This window comes from Pseudomonas sp. SIMBA_067, from assembly GCF_046534675.1.
GTDB lineage: Bacteria > Pseudomonadota > Gammaproteobacteria > Pseudomonadales > Pseudomonadaceae > Aquipseudomonas > Aquipseudomonas putida.
This window is the reverse complement of record NZ_JAWRYH010000019.1, coordinates 21,501-39,236: the sequence shown is the minus strand read 5'-3', so window position 1 is coordinate 39,236 and position 17,736 is coordinate 21,501. Positions and strand designations below refer to the sequence as shown.

At 61.3% G+C, this 17,736-nt stretch carries 12 protein-coding genes; 7 read left to right on the top strand and 5 right to left on the bottom strand.

The features are described from left to right. Positions 1 to 41: 41 nt before the first annotated feature. Positions 42 to 2,255 (bottom strand): DNA internalization-related competence protein ComEC/Rec2, encoded by a 2,214-nt coding sequence (locus SB765_RS27055; RefSeq protein WP_410932225.1) that lies wholly within the window; start codon positions 2,253 to 2,255, stop codon positions 42 to 44. A gap of 142 nt (positions 2,256 to 2,397) precedes the next feature. On the opposite strand from SB765_RS27055, the gene SB765_RS27050 reads away from it, so the two are divergent. Then, positions 2,398 to 3,036: a DUF2062 domain-containing protein gene (locus SB765_RS27050; protein WP_341797943.1), complete on the top strand. Its 639-nt coding sequence runs from the start codon at positions 2,398 to 2,400 to the stop codon at positions 3,034 to 3,036. Here the strand turns inward: SB765_RS27050 and SB765_RS27045 are convergent. The 3 genes from SB765_RS27045 to SB765_RS27035 all read right to left on the bottom strand — a co-directional run bounded on the left by SB765_RS27045 (position 2,920) and on the right by SB765_RS27035 (position 5,383). After that, on the bottom strand, positions 2,920 to 3,699 hold the full coding sequence (locus SB765_RS27045) for an ABC transporter permease (protein WP_016500910.1): 780 nt from the start codon (positions 3,697 to 3,699) through the stop codon (positions 2,920 to 2,922). The two genes, SB765_RS27050 and SB765_RS27045, sit on opposite strands and share 117 nt — an antisense overlap. Further along, the gene (locus SB765_RS27040) at positions 3,696 to 4,628 is read right to left on the bottom strand and encodes an ABC transporter ATP-binding protein (protein ID WP_409315476.1); all 933 of its coding nucleotides are present in this window, start codon (positions 4,626 to 4,628) and stop codon (positions 3,696 to 3,698) included. The genes SB765_RS27045 and SB765_RS27040 overlap by 4 nt, the downstream gene beginning before the upstream one ends. 131 nt (positions 4,629 to 4,759) lie before the next feature. Further along, positions 4,760 to 5,383: a glutathione S-transferase gene (locus SB765_RS27035; RefSeq protein WP_341797941.1), complete on the bottom strand. Its 624-nt coding sequence runs from the start codon at positions 5,381 to 5,383 to the stop codon at positions 4,760 to 4,762. A 222-nt stretch (positions 5,384 to 5,605) separates the two neighbouring features. On the opposite strand from SB765_RS27035, the gene SB765_RS27030 reads away from it, so the two are divergent. The 6 genes from SB765_RS27030 to SB765_RS27005 all read left to right on the top strand — a co-directional run bounded on the left by SB765_RS27030 (position 5,606) and on the right by SB765_RS27005 (position 13,798). Next, positions 5,606 to 8,053: an acyl-CoA dehydrogenase gene (locus SB765_RS27030; RefSeq protein ID WP_410932224.1), complete on the top strand. Its 2,448-nt coding sequence runs from the start codon at positions 5,606 to 5,608 to the stop codon at positions 8,051 to 8,053. A 68-nt stretch (positions 8,054 to 8,121) separates the two neighbouring features. Next, positions 8,122 to 8,532, top strand: coding sequence for a PA2817 family protein (locus SB765_RS27025; RefSeq protein WP_410911368.1), 411 nt, complete (start codon positions 8,122 to 8,124; stop codon positions 8,530 to 8,532). Between the two features lie 219 nt (positions 8,533 to 8,751). Further along, positions 8,752 to 9,291 (top strand): fimbrial protein, encoded by a 540-nt coding sequence (locus SB765_RS27020; protein WP_410911370.1) that lies wholly within the window; start codon positions 8,752 to 8,754, stop codon positions 9,289 to 9,291. An 80-nt stretch (positions 9,292 to 9,371) separates the two neighbouring features. After that, on the top strand, positions 9,372 to 10,124 hold the full coding sequence (locus tag SB765_RS27015) for a molecular chaperone (RefSeq protein ID WP_410932223.1): 753 nt from the start codon (positions 9,372 to 9,374) through the stop codon (positions 10,122 to 10,124). Positions 10,125 to 10,157: 33 nt separating this feature from the next. After that, complete coding sequence (locus SB765_RS27010) at positions 10,158 to 12,647, top strand: fimbria/pilus outer membrane usher protein (RefSeq protein ID WP_410932222.1); 2,490 nt, start codon at positions 10,158 to 10,160, stop codon at positions 12,645 to 12,647. Between the two features lie 56 nt (positions 12,648 to 12,703). After that, positions 12,704 to 13,798 (top strand): fimbrial protein, encoded by a 1,095-nt coding sequence (locus SB765_RS27005; protein WP_341797937.1) that lies wholly within the window; start codon positions 12,704 to 12,706, stop codon positions 13,796 to 13,798. Between the two features lie 47 nt (positions 13,799 to 13,845). Here SB765_RS27005 and SB765_RS27000 read toward each other — a convergent pair whose 3' ends face one another. After that, positions 13,846 to 17,712 (bottom strand): RHS repeat domain-containing protein, encoded by a 3,867-nt coding sequence (locus SB765_RS27000; RefSeq protein ID WP_410932221.1) that lies wholly within the window; start codon positions 17,710 to 17,712, stop codon positions 13,846 to 13,848. Positions 17,713 to 17,736 lie beyond the last annotated feature (24 nt).

The window sequence follows — 17,736 nt, the reverse complement described above, 5'->3', positions numbered from 1 at the left end:
GGAGGTCAGGGAATTGGCGTATGCACCGGCCTGCCTCCCGCTCACTCAGCTCGAACCCGCCAAAACCGCCGCTGCCCCCTCATACCTTCGACTTCGCCATGCTGCCCCACCACCAACCTCAATGCCCCCTCCACCGCCGTGTCATGCACCGCCAGCCCATGCCGCTGATAACGCTCCATCACCTGAACATGCGGGTGCCCGAAGCTGTTGTTGCGCCCTCGCGAAATCAATACCCCACGCGGCGCAGTAGCCCGGATGAATGCCTCGGTGGACGAACTGCGGCTGCCATGGTGCGGTGACTGCAACCAGTCGATACGCGGCGTTTCATGGTCCGCCAGCCAGGCCCGTTCGGCAGCAGCTTCCATATCCCCCGCCAGCAGCAAGCGCTCGCCCTGCGCCTCTACCAACAGCACACAGGAACGGTCATTGCTGCTCTGCCCGGCCGCCCAGCGCCACAGCGAAAAGCGCACGCCATCCCAGTCCCATTGTTCGCCACTGGCACAGGGCTGCAATGGCACTTCTTCCAGCGCTTCCCCGCCGATCAGCCGCCTGACCGGCAGACCACGCTGTATGGCCGAGGCACCACCCGCATGGTCGGCATGCGCGTGGCTGATCACCATCGTGTCCAGGCTGCCCACCCCCAGCTTGCGCAACGTCGGTAGCACCACCCGCTCCCCCAGGTCGCTTTCGCCTCTGGCCGGCCCGGCGTCGTACAGCAGGCTGTGATGCCGGGTGCGCAACAGCACCGCCAGCCCTTGGCCAACGTCCAGCTGCCAGACCTCGACCTGCCCGTGGGGCACCGGTTCTCTGGGCACCCACAAGGCCAGCAGCATCACCCCGCCCAACCCGCGCAGCGGCACACCACGGGGCAGCAAAACCAACAGAGCGCCCAGGCTCACCAATAGCCAGGCCCATAATGGCAGGGCCGGCGCCACCCATGCCGGACGCTGCTGCGCCACCAGCGCCAGCAGCCGGAACAGCCCATCCAGCAGGCCACCCGCCAGCCATAGCAACGCCTCCCCTACCCCGCCCAGTGGCAGCAGCAACGTACCCAGCAGTGCCAAAGGCAGCACCGCCACGCTCACCCAAGGCACTGCGACAAGATTGGCCAGCGGCGCACTCAGGCTCACCGGCAAGCCCGTGGCCAGCAACACCGGCAGCAGGCCGATGGCGATCACCCATTGCGCGCGCGTCCAGGCCTGCCAAGGCCGCCAGCCCCCTAGCCGGGCACTGAAGCAATAGACAAGCGTGGCCACCGCGGTAAATGACAGCCAGAACCCAGGCAGCAGCGCTGCCAGTGGTTCGACCAGCAGCACCGCGACCAGCGCCAGCAACAGCGGCAGCGTCGCACCGAGATGGCGAAAGCGCAGGCGCCAGAGCAGCACCACCGCCAGCATCAGGCAGGCGCGCTGCACCGGCACACCAGCACCGGCCAGCCAGCCGTAGGCCAATGCCGCCGCCATGGCCAGACCACACGCCCAGGGCAGCCACGGCAACCGAGCGGGCCACAGCCCCCAACGCGCCAGTCCGGCGACCAGACCGTACAGCAAGCCGGCCACCAGGCCGATGTGCTGGCCAGAGATTACCAACAGGTGCACCGTGCCGGTGGCTTGCAACGTCTGCCAGTCCTCCCGGGCCAGGCCTGTGCCGTCGCCAAGCACCAGTGCCACCAACGCGGCCTGCCGGCCATTGGCTTCGACCGCCAGCAAACGCTGACGCAGCACATCGCGCCAACCACCGGTTACCGGCGCCAGCAGTTGCCCGGCTTTTACCGTACCGGTGGCACCCACCCGCCGCGCCAGCAGTTGCGCCTCCCGGTCGGGCCCATGTGGGTTGAGCAGCCCGGCGGGGCGCTGCAAGGTCACGGCCAGCCGCCACTGCTCACCGGCCCGCAGCGGCGGCCCGTCGAACCAGCTCAGTTGCAACCGTTGCGGCAGCTCGGCCCGCCGCGAGTGTGCTGCCTCCAGCTCGAAGCGCACGCCTTGCGCCGTTCGGGCTGGCAAGCCGACCACCCGCCCCTCCAGCCACAAGGTGCGGCCATCCAGGCCGTCAGCCAGGCGATCATCCAGGGCGTGCTGAGCAGACCAGCACGCCCAGCACAGGCCCAGCAGAAAGCAGCCCAACGGCCAAGCGCGGGAAAACAGGCTTAGGACAGCGAAGGCCGCCAGCGCCAGCAGCCATCCGACCGATGGCAATACGGGGAGAAAGCCCAGGCACAGCAGCCCGAGCGCGAGCGCAAACATCCCTGTGCGCATGAGGTAGAGCTCCAGAAGGTAAATCACCCCCTGAGGCATAGCTCAATTGCCGGCAAAGCTTGCTCAACAATTGTCACAAACTCTAAACGAGACTGCGCAGGATTAAGGGCATACTGCGCGGATCAACGCTCCGGGAGCCTACATGCCGCGCCGCCTTTTCAAACGCTACATGCCGGACCCGACCAGCATTCGGGAACACAAGTCCTTACGCTTTTTCGGCAAGTTGCTGCACGATCCCAACCTCTGGCACCTGAACCGCCATTCGGTGGCACGGGCCATGGGCGTGGGCCTGTTCGCGGCGTTGATTCCTATCCCCATGCAGATGCTGCTGGCGGCGGCGCTGGCAATCCCGGTACGTGGCAACTTGCCGATCGCGGTCAGCCTGGTGTGGCTGACCAACCCGCTCACCATGCCGCCGGTGTTCTTCGTCACCTACATGACCGGCGCCTGGCTGATGCAGGTGCCGCCGCGCACATTGCCCGACGAACTGACGTTCGACTGGATCACCGACCAGCTTGCCACCGTGTGGCAGCCGTTCCTGCTGGGGTCGGTGGTGTGCGGGGTGGTGCTGGGCATTGCCGCCTACTTCACCACCCTGCTGTACTGGCGCTGGTGGATTGGCCGGCAGTGGCGCCGGCGCAAGCTCAGATGTTCACAACAGGGCTCATGCCCGCATCCCGCGGCCGCTGACCAGCAGGCGGATGCACAATGTGTAGAGCACTGCGGTGGCCACAAGCATGAAGGTGATCGCCGTGCCAATACTGATATCCGACACCCCTAGGATGCCGTAGCGGAACGAGTTCACCATGTGCAGCACCGGGTTGGCCAGCGACACGGTCTGCCAGAATGGCGGCAGCAGGTTGATCGAGTAGAACACCCCGCCCAGGTAGGTCAGCGGCGTCAGCACAAAGGTCGGGATAATCGAGATATCGTCGAAATTGCGCGCAAACACGGCGTTGACGAAGCCCAGCAGCGAGAAGATGGTGGCCGTCAGCAGCACCACGACCACGGTCACGCCCAGGTGGTGCACCTGCAGGTCGGTGAAGAACATCGACAGGATGGTTACGATCACCCCCACCGCCAAACCGCGCAGCACGCCGCCCAGCACATAGCCGACAAGAATGGTGTGCGGCGACACCGGTGACACCATCAGCTCTTCGATCGAACGCTGGAACTTGCTGCCGAAGAAGCTCGACACCACGTTGCCGTAGGAGTTGGTGATCACCGACATCATGATCAGCCCCGGCACGATGTACTGCATGTAGGTGAAGCCACCCATGTCGCCAATCTGTCGGCCGATCAGGTTACCGAAGATGACAAAGTACAAAACCATGGTGATCGCAGGCGGCAGCAACGTCTGCGGCCAGATGCGCAAGAAGCGCCGCACTTCGCGGTAGACGATGGTGTTCAGGGCGACCCAGTTGGTGCGCAGCTCCACACTCATACGGCCACCTTCGACAGGTTTTTTTCCACCAGGGACACGAACAGCTCCTCGAGTCGGTTGGTCTTGTTGCGCAAGCTCTGCACCTCGATGTTCTGCAGCGCCAGCTGGCCGAACAGCGCGGTGATGCCGATGTCCTTCTCCACCTGCACTTCCAGGGTATGCGGGGTCAGCAGCCGGCACGGGTAGCCCTGCAGTACCGGCGCCGCGGCCAGGTCCTGCTTGAGGTCGAGCACGAAGGTTTCGACATGCAGCTTGCCCAGCAACTGGCGCATGCTGGTGTTCTCGACGATGGTGCCATGGTCGATGATGCCGATGTTACGGCACAGCTGTTCAGCCTCTTCCAGGTAGTGGGTGGTGAGGATGATGGTGATGCCCTTCTGGTTCAGCTCGGTGAGGAAGCTCCACATCGAGCGGCGCAGCTCGATATCCACCCCGGCGGTGGGTTCGTCCAGGATCAGCAGGCGCGGTTCGTGGATCAATGCACGGGCAATCATCAGACGCCGCTTCATGCCGCCGGACAACGAACGCGACTGCACATCACGTTTGTCCCACAGGCCCAGCTGGGTCAGGTACTGCTCGGCGCGCTCCTTGGCCAGCTTGGGCGGAATACCGTAATAGCCGGCCTGGGTCACGACGATGTCGAAGGTTTTCTCGAACTGGTTGAAGTTGAATTCCTGCGGCACCACACCCAGGCAGCGCTTCAGCGCTGAAGGCTCGCGGTCCAGGTCATGGCCGAACACGCTCACCGTGCCGCTGGTCTTGTTCACCAGGGTTGAGAGAATGCCGATGGTGGTGGATTTGCCGGCGCCGTTGGGGCCGAGCAAGGCGAAGAAGTCGCCTTCGGCAACATCGAGGTCGATGCCTTTGAGGGCCTGGAAGCCATTGCCGTAGGTCTTGGTCAGCTGTCGGATGGACAGGGCGGAACTCATAGCGGGTCATTTACCGAAAAAAGGTGCAGGACACGCCAGGTAAAGTCACTGGCGCAGTGAGTGCAGCCATGGTGCAAGGCCAGGCCGCACAAGTACAGTCACATCTATTGATAATGACTATCGAAGCAGGTTCAAGTGAGCGCGGTCATCACCGCGGCCTGGTAGGCCGGGCGTTGTTTCAGGCGTTCATACCAGGCTTGCAGGTTGTACATGGCCGGGCGCTCGATGGGCATTTCGAACCAGGCATAGATGAAGCTACCCAGTGGGATGTCGCCCATGCCGATCCGGTCACCGGACAGGTAGGGCTGTTTGGCCAGGGTTTCATCGGCAATGGCCAGCAGCTGGGCGCACTGCTTGTGCGCGGCGTTGATCGCCACCCAGTCGCGCTGGTCTTCCGGGGTGCGCAACAGGCCCCAGAACAGCGGACGGAACGGTGCGGCGAAGGACGAGGTGGTCCAGTCCATCCATTTGTCGGCCAAGGCGCGCTGGCGCGGGTCCTCCAGGTACCAGCCCTGCTCTGCGCCGTACTCGGCGCACAGGTAGCGGACGATGGTGTTGGACTCCCACAGGGTCAGGTCGCCGTCTTCGAGCATGGGCACCAGCCCGTTGGGGTTGCGGGCGCGGTAGTGCGGCTCGTTGACCACGCCGAAAGCGCCACCGGCGTCGATGGACTCGAAATCAAGGCCCAGTTCCTGGGCAATCCACAGTGCCTTGCGCACATTGCTCGAATTCTTGCGGCCCCAGATCTTCAGCATGGCAACGTCCTTATAAATGCGGAGGTGGTGCAGTCTACTCCAGACCTTCGCCGCCTGTACCGGCCTCTTCGCGGGCACGCCCGCGAAGAGGCCGGTACAGACGAACAAATCAACTGAAACTCCCGCTGCCACACCCTGTCACTGTTCTGAAGCTGCCGTTCACAGCATTGCGTCTAAGCTGTCTGGGACGGCTCAAGCCCTTGGTTCCAAGGAGGACCGATTATGTTGCTGTTGTGGTTGGTAGTGCTGGTGATCGGCGCGGCGTACCTCACGCACCGGCGCCTGGCGCCCTTGCAGATTCTCGGCATCATGGCGGCCTATGTGCTGCTCATGGGCATTTTCAGCAGCGCGCCCGGCTGGCTTCTGGCTGTGATCTGGATCGTACTGGCCTTGAAGATCGCCCTGGTTGCGCTGCCGGAGTGGCGCCGCAAAGTGTTCACCGGCCCGGTATTCAGCTGGTTCCAGCGCACCCTGCCGCCAATGTCGCAAACCGAGCGCGAGGCCATCGATGCCGGCACGGTATGGTGGGACGGCGAACTGTTCAGCGGGCGCCCCGATTGGCGCACATTGCTGGCTTACCCGGCACCGAAGCTGACCGAAGAAGAACAGGCCTTCATCGACGGCCCCACTGAGGACCTGTGTGCCATGGTCAGCGACTGGCAGATCGGCCAGGACCTGGACCTGCCGCCCGAAGCCTGGGACCACATCAAGCAGCATGGTTTCTTCGCGCTGATCATCCCCAAGGAATATGGCGGCAAAGGCTTCTCTGCCTACGCGCATTCGCAGGTGGCGATGAAACTGGCCACCCGCAGTGGTGACCTGGCCTCCACGGTGATGGTGCCCAACTCCCTCGGCCCTGCCGAACTGCTGCTGCACTACGGCACCGACGAACAACGCAACCACTACCTGCCCCGCCTGGCCCGAGGCGAGGAAATCCCCTGCTTCGCCCTGACCGGCCCGCTCGCTGGCTCTGATGCCGGCGCCATGCCCGACACTGGCATCATCTGCAAAGGCCAGTGGAATGGCGAAGAAGTGCTGGGCCTGCGCCTGAACTGGGAAAAGCGCTACATCACCCTGGGCCCGGTCGCTACCCTGCTTGGCCTGGCATTCAAGGCCTACGACCCGGACCACCTGCTGGGCGATGAGGAAGAACTGGGCATCAGCCTTGCGCTGATACCCACCGATACCCCCGGGGTGGAAATCGGTAAACGCCACCTGCCACTGGGCGCCGCGTTCATGAATGGCCCCAACAGCGGCAAGGACGTGTTCGTCCCGCTGGATTTCCTCATTGGCGGCCAAGCCATGCTCGGCAAAGGCTGGATGATGCTGATGAACTGCCTGTCGGTGGGCCGCTCCATCTCACTGCCTGCCGTGGGTACAGGGGCTGCCAAGTACACCAGCCTGGTCACCGGCCAGTACGCCAATATCCGTGAGCAGTTCAACGTGCCACTGGCGGCCTTCGAGGGCATCCAGGAATCACTGGCACGCATTGGCGGCAACGCCTGGCTGATGGACAGTGCCCGCCTGCTGACCGCCAAGGCGGTGGACCTGGGCGAAAAGCCCTCGGTGCTGTCGGCGATCCTCAAGTACCACCTGACCGAGCGTGGCCGCGAATGCATCCAGCACGCCATGGACGTGCACGGTGGCAAGGGCATCATCATGGGCCCGAACAACTACCTGGGCCGCAACTGGCAAGGTGCGCCGATCTTCATCACGGTCGAGGGCGCCAACATCCTTTCGCGCAACCTGATGATCTTCGGCCAAGGCGCCATTCGCTGCCATCCGTTCGTGCTCAAGGAAATGGCATTGGCCGGGCGTGAAGACCACGATCAGGCACTCAAGGAATTCGATGACCTGCTAATGAAACACATCCTGTTCGCCGCCGGCAATGCGGCAAGCACCCTGGTCTACGGCCTGGGGCTGGGTCGCTTTGAGCGGGTGCCGGGCGATGCCCTGAGCCAGGGCTACTTCCGTGCCCTTAACCGCCAGGCGGCGGCGTTTGCCATGATGGCCGACCTTTCGATGATGCTGCTGGGTGGGGCGCTCAAGCGCCGCGAGCGCCTCAGCGCTCGACTTGGCGATGTGCTGAGCTACCTGTACCTCGCCAGCGCCGCCCTGAAGCGCTATCACGATCAGGGCTCGCCTGAATACCTGCAGCCGCTGCTGCGCTGGGCCATGGAGGAAAGCCTTGCGCAAACGGAGCGTGCGCTGGACCGCCTGCTCGACAATTTCCCCAACCGCTTCGCCGGCTGCGCGCTGCGGGTACTGGTATTCCCCTTCGGCCGCCGCCATAAGGGCCCCAGTGATGAACTGGATGCCGAGGTGGCCGAGCTGATCGGCCGGCGCAAGGGCGATCCGGCGCTGGAGGAACTGCTGGCCGGCTGCTACCGCCCGCAGGCACAACACGACCCGGTCGCGGATCTGCAACGGGCCAGTGACCTGCTCGAAGACACGGCACAGTTGAGCAAGGCCCTGTACCAAACCGTCAAGGAAGGCAAAGTCCAGCCAGCCCCCGGCCAGTCCGGTATCGACGCCGCCGTCGAGGCAGGCGTGCTGCAACCCGGCGAGGGCCAGCGGCTGCACGAGGCCGAACAGGCTCGGCGCAAGGTGATCGATGTCGATGCCTTCGACAAGGCGCAGTTGCTCGCCGAACCGGGCAAGGTGCGCTGACCCTTCGCGAGAAACGGGGGGGCGGCGTATACTCCGCCCCCGTTTCAGCCATACCGAGGACCCATTCCATGGCCAACCCCTACCTGGAATATCACCTGCAACTGCTCCAGCACCTGCGCACCATTCTGCTGGCGCTGGGTGAAGCAGAGCAGGTGCCAGAAGAAAGCCACGCCCTGTTCCTCGAACGCTTCGACGAACTGCTGACGCTATTGCCGCAGGATCCGCTTGAGAGCCAGTACCTGGGCCAGGACCTGATGTGTCAGGTTATCCAGCGTTACCCGCAGATCGCTCATCTGGTGCCGCGTGACTTGCTGTGGTTCTTCGCTGGCGATTGCCTGCACTTCATGCCAGACGAGGAGCTGGCGCTTTATCAGCAGCTTGAAGAGCGTCGTCACGAGGCCGAGTTGAACGCAGAGCCATTCGACTGGAACCTGGAAAAGCAACTGCTGAGCCAGAGTGGCCCAAGCAGTACCCATTAACCTGATTTCACGTGCCCTGGTAACGCCAGGGCACCTGTGGACGCTTACACCTCAAGATCTTGTAACAAAGCGAAAGATCGCAAAGTTTTCCGGCTTATTCCTACAGCCCGATAAATCTCATGACAAATAGAATCAGCGCCGGGGCGAAAACGGGAAACTGGAAAGACCCAGCCCACCCCCGCACTGAAACTTGACCCATTTACCCAATCAGGTTATGTCATGAAGAAGTCCTTAGTACTATCCCTCGGCCTGCTTACTGGCCTGGCAAGCAATGCTGCATTCGCTTCCGGCTCGATATTCTTTGAAGGCCGCATCACGCCCGAAACGTGCCCTATCGAGATCGTCAATCCCGGTGACGGCAATGTCAGTGACCGCGTCGCCATGGGCGAAATTCCCATGGGGCGATTCCCCGCTGCCAATGTTGAAGTCCGTGGCGCATCTTTTAACATCCGCGTACCCGACAAAACAGTCTGTGGCATCAGCGAAGACAATGCCTTCGTAAAGTTTGACGGTGCCGCTGATGCCAGCGGCGACTATTTCAGCATTGGTACCAGTGTCGGCACGGCAGAAAACATCTCGATTGTGATCAGGGACAGTTCCAAGGCCTCGATCAAACCCGGTGGAACCTCGGTTGATTATCCACTCAACGCGACAGGCCCAACCGACCTCCGGTTCGACGCCTACTACCGTTCCACTGCCAGCACCGTGACGCACGGCCTTGCATCCGCCCAGGTTCGTTACACAGTCGACTATCAATAATTACGCATAAATTCTGTGCAGTCCTTGCACGGTTAAACCATCCAGGCGTAGTTGTGCGTCTGGATGCAGCGAGTTACCCGATGACCAATCCGTCAATATTCACGATACCCGCCCGCGTCGTTGCTTGCGCCTGCCTGACCTTATGGATGCTTACCCTCTCGGTAAGCAGTCATGCCGCCTTGACATTAAACAACACACGCCTCGTTTTCAACGGTGACAAACGCAGTACATCCGTCGTTGTTCGAAACCCATCGAAAAGCATTTATGCCGTGCAGGCCTGGATAAATACGGACGCCGACGACAATACGACCAGCGTACCCTTTGCAACGTCCCCACCGCTGTTCAAAATGAACCCGAACAGTGAACAACTTCTAAAGATAATTGGACTGCCCAATACACTGCCGCACGACCGCGAGTCGCTGTTCTTCTTCAACGTGCAGGAGATTCCGCAAGTCAGCAGCGACACGGACAATCAACTCAACATCGCCTTGCGCACACGCATCAAACTGTTCTATCGGCCGCCCACACTCAAGGGTACGCCGACCGATCACCTGAGCTCGCTGACATTTTCCTTGAGCGTACGTAACGGGGTGGAGCAGTTGGTGGTCAAGAACCCATCGCCTTTCCACATCACCTTCAACCGCCTGGAGGTGAATGGCCCAGGCCAGCAACACACCTTGAAAAACACCGCCATGCTGGAACCCTTTGGCGAAAAAGCCTACCCGCTGACCGGCATCACTCGCGCCTCCAGCCTGCAGGCCCGTTTTTCCATCGTCAATGACTACGGTGGCTTCACCGAACCGCTGAGCGCGCCTATTCAACTGGCCAACTAGGGCCTGCCTCGCACGCAAACAGGAATCGTCATCATGGTCCTCCCCCCACTACGCTGGCGCACTATGCGCCGCCAGCGCAGCGCACTGCTGTGCCTGCTGGGTAGCTCCACCTTGCTCTCAGCGCCCTATTCCCAGGCAGACTCCGGGTTCCAGAGCGGCTTCCTGCGCCAGGTGCCTGGCCAACCGCAAGCAGCGAGTGCCTGGTCGCTGAGCATGTTGACCAGCGATCAGGGGCTCGCGTCTGGCCGCTACCGGGTAGAGGTACAGGTCAATCTTGAACCTGCCGGCCAGCATGAGCTGGACTTCCAGCCAGGCCCGGACGGCGAGCTGCAGCCTTGCCTGCCAGCCAAGCTGCTTGGCGAATGGGGAATGCGCCTGGACGCACTGGCCAATCCAGAGGATCAGGCGAGTGGCTGCCTGGACTTGCTGGCCGTCGTTCCTGGTGCACAAATCGTCTTCACCCCTGCGGAGCTGCACCTGGCCATCTCGATTCCGCAGATCGCCATGCGCCGGAACACCGCTAACCAGGTCGACCCTTCCCGCTGGGACAGTGGTATCAATGCCGCTTTCATCAACTATCAGGCCTCCACTCTGAACGGCCGCAATCGCTCCTCTGGCCGGTACACCAGCAACGACCTGTACCTGAACAGCGGTATCAACCTGGGCGAATGGCGCCTGCGCAGTACCCAGTCCTGGCGCCAGGACAGCCAGGGCAAAACTGAATGGACCCGGGCACAGACCTACGCACAGCGCGATATACCGGGTACCCTCGCCAATCTGACGATCGGCGAAACCTTCACGGACAGGGACGTGTTCCGTTCGGTGCCGATATCAGGCGTACGCGTGGCCTCGGACATGGGCATGCTGGCCGACAACCAGCGCGGTTATGCCCCGATCATTCGCGGCGTGGCCCAGAGCCGGGCGAAAGTCGAGATCTGGCAGCATGGTTATCCGATCTACTCGACGTACGTCAGCGCCGGCCCCTACGCCATCGACGACCTGAGTACCGCAGGCAGCGGCGAGCTGGAAGTCGTCGTGACCGAGGCCGATGGCCAGGTCCGCCGCTTCATCCAGCCGTACTCGACCATGAGCAATCTGCTGCGCCCAGGCGTATGGCGTTACAGTGCCACGGTCGGGCGCTACAACCCCTCCAGCGCCCTCGAGACCCCTCTGCTCTGGCAAGGCACGCTGGCCGTAGGCTCCTACTGGGACACCACTGTTTACGGCGGCTTGATGGCCAGCGAATTCTACCGCGCGGCCAACCTGGGGTTTAGCAAGGACCTGGGCCACTTGGGTGCAGTGGCCTTCGATGTAACGCAGGCGTCCAGCGCAATCGACAATGCCGATGAGCGCGAGGTGCAGGGTTCCAGTTATGCCCTGAAGTATGCCAAGGCCTTCACCACCCAAACCAACCTGCGCTTTGCCGGATATCGCTATTCGACCCAAGGCTACCGTGACTTCGATGAAGTGGTGCGCCAGCGCAGCCAAGACACTACGTTCAGCGGCAGTCGCCGCAGCCGCCTGGAGGCCTCGGTCCACCAGAGCCTGGGCAGGACCAGCTCGCTGACCCTGACGCTGTCACAACAGGACTACTGGCGCAGCAATGCCACCCAACGGCAATACCAGTTCAACTTCAATACCCATCATCGGGGTGTAGGCTACAACCTGTTCGCCTCACAATCGTTGACCGACCGTTACGGCAGTGATCGTCAGTTCGGCCTGAGCGTGACGATACCCTTGCATTTCGGTCACCGCGCCAATGCGACCTTCGACCTGCAGCACAACGCCAACGGCTACAGCCAGCGCGCCACGCTCAGCGGCAGTGACAGCGCGCTGAGCTACAGCACCAGCCTGAGCCGTGACGAACACGCCCGCAAGACAGCAGCACTGTCACTCGGCCATCAGGCGCCCTATGCCAGCGTGAGTGCTGGCTATACCGAAGCCGACAACTACCGCAGCCTGTCCTTGAATGCCAGTGGTGCGGTGCTGCTGCATGCTGACGGGCTGGAGTTCGGCCGATACCTGGGAGATACCGCGGCCTTGATCGAAGTCCCTGGCGTGGCCAATGTGGGCCTGCAAAACGCAACGGGTACGCGCACCAATTCACGCGGTTATGCACTTTTGCCCTACTTGCAACCGTACCGGACCAATTCGGTCGTCCTGGAAACCGACCGTCTCGATCCTGATGTGGAAATCGACAACGGCATCGCCCAGGTAGTGCCTCGCCAGGGTGCAGTGGTCAAGCACCGCTTCGAGGCACGCCGCGTTTCACGCCTTGTACTGACCCTGCACGATACCCAGGGTCAACCGCTGCCCTTTGGGGCCCGGGTGCTGGCCCAGAACGGTACCCGACTCGGCATGGTCGGGCAGGCGGGCCTGGTAATGCTCACCAACCCCAGCCAGGAGCAACCGCTACAGGTGAGTTGGGGCGACCAGCCCAACGCCGGCTGCCAGGTGCATCTCGATGAACTGGACGCTCCCGTCGTCGACGGCTATCGCCAGCAAACCCTGACCTGTATCTAGCAACCTTCACGCGGTGCCGCCTTACCCACGGCTGTACCGCGTCTTTCAGGACCCCCATGAAAAACATCAACAAGACCCTTTTCAAGGCGCTGCTCGCCACCCTGGCATGGCCGGCTGCAAACGCCATGGCCATGCCGGTAGACCGGACCGGCTGCGAGTTCCAACAGCTGACCAGCGCAAACCTCAAGGTCCATATCCGCGACCTGTACACCCTTTATGTGCCACGCGATGCGCGGATCGGCACAACGATCGGCACCCCTGAGCTGCTCGACGGCACTATCGACCAGAACAACCTTACCCTCCGGTGCCGGACCTACGGCGAGCGGATAAATTTCAACTTCCAGGCCGCCCGCGGGGTACATCCTCCCCTGCCTGCGGTTGATGGACGCTTCCTCGACGCCCCCGTCCTCAGGACCAACATTCCAGGCATCGGAGCGATCGTAGAGTTGCTGTACCCCTTTCTCGGTGGCACCGACCAGTTCATCCCCGACAGCAGGCCACCCAGGGTGCCGTTCACGGCCTATTACGAGCAGACCCAGTTGGGCCCGGCCACGCTATCCACGTTCAGGCACAGGATCACGCTGGTCAAGACCGGCGATCTGCCGCCCGGCGAGCATGAGTTGGATGGCGTACTGGTGACCGGCCATCTGGACTGGGGAGGCTTTGGCAAAGTTCTGGAATACACCCTCAGGGCAAAGGTCATCCAGACCCAGTGCGATGCTTCAGCAGACGTCAGTGCCAACCCGGTGGACCTTGGCGAATGGAGCGTCAACGACTTCACCGGCCCAGGCTTCACCACGCCCCCTGCAGCATTCCAGGTCCGCTTGAACAACTGCAAGGTGGACCCTGACCCGGGTAACGAGGCCCTCGCTACCATCGAACTCGATGGCATCAATGGTTCTCGACCGATTGGCCCTGCGGATGAAAACGTGTTCAGCCTGACCGACGACTCCGCAGCCCGTGGCATAGGTATTCAGATGCTGTACAACGGGGTATCGATGCCCCTGAACAAAGAGATCGACCTGGTACCCCTGACGAGCAGAAAGGTGCCTTTGAATTTTCAGGCTCGCTTCTTCCAGACAGAACCCAACAGCAGCCTGCGCCCGGGCTTGGCCAAGGGTGCCTTGAACTTCACCATTCGCTACCGCTAAATGCGACAAGGCCGGTTCCCATACCGGCCTCGTCGGCCCCGGTGCCCTTAGCCAGGTGTCGTGCCGGACAGAATGTTCTCTGGGTCATAGTTGTAGCGACAGCGTTCACCGTCCGGGGTCTCGACCCTGAGCAAACGGTTGAGCCCGTCATACGTCAGTACCCGCCCCTGCTCATCACTGATCAGGTTGCCATTGTCGTCGTAATGCAACTCTATAGCCAGCTGCGGATCGTATTTGACGATCTTGAACAACTCCTCCAGGTCGTGATCGACGTCATAGGTCTCCAGTAGCGCATCAGGCGGAATGATCCGGCTCATTTGTGCCGGATCGCTATTCTTGAATTCGTACAAGGTCCGCTGCCACGACTCGTCCGGGCTGAAAGTGATCACCGAGAGGATGTTGTCCAGGCCATCGAAGCCGAATATCTGCTTGGCAATGGTTTGACCGGAGGGGTCCACGGGCGCTTCAGGGCCATCACAGGTGTATATCTGCAGCCGCCCGCGCCGGTCGTACAGGTAAGTCTCATGCCGCAACAGCGTGGCCTGGCTTTCGTCGCTGCCCTTCGGGCGCTCTTTCAGAGTGCGGAACTTCAAACAATCGAACTCATCATAGTCCTGTGCCAACGTTTGCACGGTGTCACCAAAATCGAAGGTCCGCAGGATCTCCCTGTCGAATTCATCGTACTCGAGCAGAATTGCCAAAGCATTCCCGGTGCTGGCATCGGTGGTGGTAATGGACTCCATGCGTCCTTGGGGGTCATACCCGAACGTCGACTCCAGCAGCAGTTGCCCGGCAGGCGCACGCTGCAGCCGGTAGCGAGTCCTTTTGGGCTCAGGCGCGTGCAGCGTGGTTTTTTCCAGGCGCCCGACATCGTCGAAATCATAGAGCTGTGTCTGCCCCAGCACATCCACATAGGCACGCAAGCGACTGCGAAAACTGTAGTCGTAGGCCATGCTGAACACTTCACCATCCACCGTACGCGACTCGTGCTTGACCTCACCGTTGCTCAGGAAATGGCTACGGTCCAATGTGTAACCGGAATTCTCGTCATCCCCAGGCTCTTCGCAATGGGTAAGCCTGGCATTTTTCTCGTCATACGTGTATTTCGCTTCCTTGCCGGATAGGACCCGAAGGACGGGCTCTTCACCCAACTCTGGCCGGTAATGGTACTCGATCCGGGTACCATCCGGCGCCTCCACCCAGTGCGGTTGCCGCTCACCTGGGTCATATTCGAATTTCTGCTCTCGCCCTCCGGTGATGGCCACGGTTCGCCGCTCAAGACCATCGAACACCTGTTCGCCCAACAACACGGCGGCGTTTTCGGTGTTACCCACCTTGATGCTGACCGGCAGGTCATTGCGACTGTGCCCGGCATAGGTGCGATAGACCGTGTTGACTCGATCTGCCAGCCGTTCCTCGCGGACACGGTCGAAAGCGTCGTAACGATACTCAACCACACGCTGGCCTGTACCGCTTCCTTGAGCTTCCCTGCTCAGCCGGCCAAGCCCATCGTAGTCATTGACCTGCAAGCTGATACTGGTGCTTCCATCCAGGGCAAATCGCTCGATCCGCACCGGCTTCTCGAACAGGTTGTACCACGTCTCGTTGATGCCGCTGACCCGTGAGTGCTCCACCTCTCGCCAGGCGCGATGCACCGGACCGTCCTTGCTCGCCACCTGGTCGATCTCCTCGACTTGAGTCGTGCCATCCGGATTCAGGACAGCGTACCTCTGGCCCCAGTCGTCGTAACTGATGTGGCTGGTCAATTCCAGCAACCCATCACCCAGCCAGTCGATTTCGGTTTCCTCGACCAGCTGGTCCAGTTCGTCGTAACGTGCGCGGTAGATAGGCCGCAAAGCACCAGCATACGTCGCGCTGTCCTTGTCTGCGCGCTCTTCGAAGATGGGTCGGCTGAGCCCGTCGAGCAGCGTGTGCGTCTCGACTTGCTTCACGTCATAGGCCCATTGCTGGGCCTGCTCGTTGTCGTATGCGCAGAGGAAGTACTTGTAATTGCGTTCCGCTTCGAAAATCTTGCCTGGCGCCACGACCTCGCGCGTTACCCGACGCAAAGCGTCGTAGTAGTATCGGATTTCGACACCGTTGTCGTCGAGGTTGAGCAGCGGCTCGCCCGTTTCCAGGGAATGTCGCAAGGTGATGGTCTTGGACTCACCGTCAACACCCACCAGCTTTTCCACCGTCTGCAGTGCACGCTCATCGTCCGGCAGGGAGTAGCCATAATGGGTCAGGGTGTCGAACGGGCTGCCCCCATCGACACCGGGGTAACTGACGGTTTGCTGCCTGACTCGCCCATAGCTGAAGCGCTCGGCCGATTCCTCCCGGTAAAGCTTGCTGATTTTTTCCAGGAACGTATCAGGCGCGCTACCTGATTCGCTCAGGGTCTCGCTTTCCAGCAAGCGCCAGGGCTGCTTCAGGTAGCTACCCAGCGGGGTCAGCGCCCGGTACTGGTACGCCTGGGTCAAGGTGGCCGCCGCCCCGTGTCCTGTCGCTGCGGGTTGCACGGTCCGGGTCTTCAGGTTGCGCACGAAACCGTGCTCATCACCCTCCTCCTCAGCCGAGTACCAGACATTGGTTTCCAGTACCTGATTCGGCAAAAGGCGAGTCAACACGTTGCCGTGGCTATCATAGCGGGTGACTCGCTGCTCTTCTCGCTGCCGGGAGGAGTTGCTGATCAGCGACCAACGCTGGGTTTCGTCATGGGGCAGCTGGAAATAAGGCTCCTGGCTCTCGAATTTGCCAGCCTTGTCAGCGTAACGGGTGAAGGCTTGCAACAGCTTGTCACCCTGAGCGGTGGCTTGCTCGGTGAGCAAATGGAAGCGGTTGAATGTACGCGTGATCGTACGCACAGGCTGCCTGAGCACTTCCTGTATCTGTAGCGACTGGTAGGTATAGTCCTCCGGCACCTCATAGAGATTGTCCAGGCCCTCGTCAGACCACGGGATGCTGCTGCCACCGCCGATGAAGTTGTGCGTGCCGGGGTATTCATACCGCACCACTTTCGCCGCCTGACAAAAGCGTGGATCGATTTCATGGCGGGTAACCCTGGGCAGATTTTTGTCACGTGCTGCGCTGCTTGGGAACTCATGCCCGGCGTCCTCGTAGAACACGCGCTCCACCCCACCATAGGGTGTTGTGCACTCACGTACGCACAAGTACCCCAATACGTAGTCATAAGTGAAGCGCCAGCGGGCCTGATTGGCCGTGGGCAGGATGATCTCACTGACCCGGTTGTCGCTTTCGCGCAACGTCATCGCATACCGGGCCAGCGGGCCACCATCATCACCACCGGAAGGGTAGCAAAGCAGTTCGACACGGCTGTTGTCGCTGCGTAGCAGCCTCAGCAGCACGTCACTTTCATCCTGGACCTCGTCCAAACGCATGTGACCCTCGCCGAAGGGCAGGTAACTCAGGTGCAACATGTGCCCCAGCGGTGAATGCAGCTCCACGGGCAAGGCGACCTCGCCATCTTCCGAGCCCATCACTTCCAGTACCTCGACCAACCCTGAACGGTGCTCCACGCGATAACGTGCGGCACCACCGGGCCCAGGGGGATCCTCATACAGATCGAACTGCCGCAGCTTCTGTTCTTTCATTTCCAGCCGCCCGGTAACCGATGACTTACCGGTGATCCTGTACGTTTCACCACTGCTCAGCGTCACGATGTGCTTGCGTACTTGTGTCAGTTGCAGGTTCCAGCCCTTGCCGAATCCAGAGTCCTCGCCATTCAAAGGGCTATAGAACAACGTCAGTTCGAAACCCGGGCCTTGCAAATCATTACCTTGCAATTCGGGCAGCCTTATCGACACGGTGTATTGCCCGGTGCGAGGATCAACGCCGTTTTCAATATAGGAAGAAAAGTTAAAAGCGTTGGAATGCACTGAAGTGGATGTGCTCATTAGTTAGCTCCATCAAAGAATCTA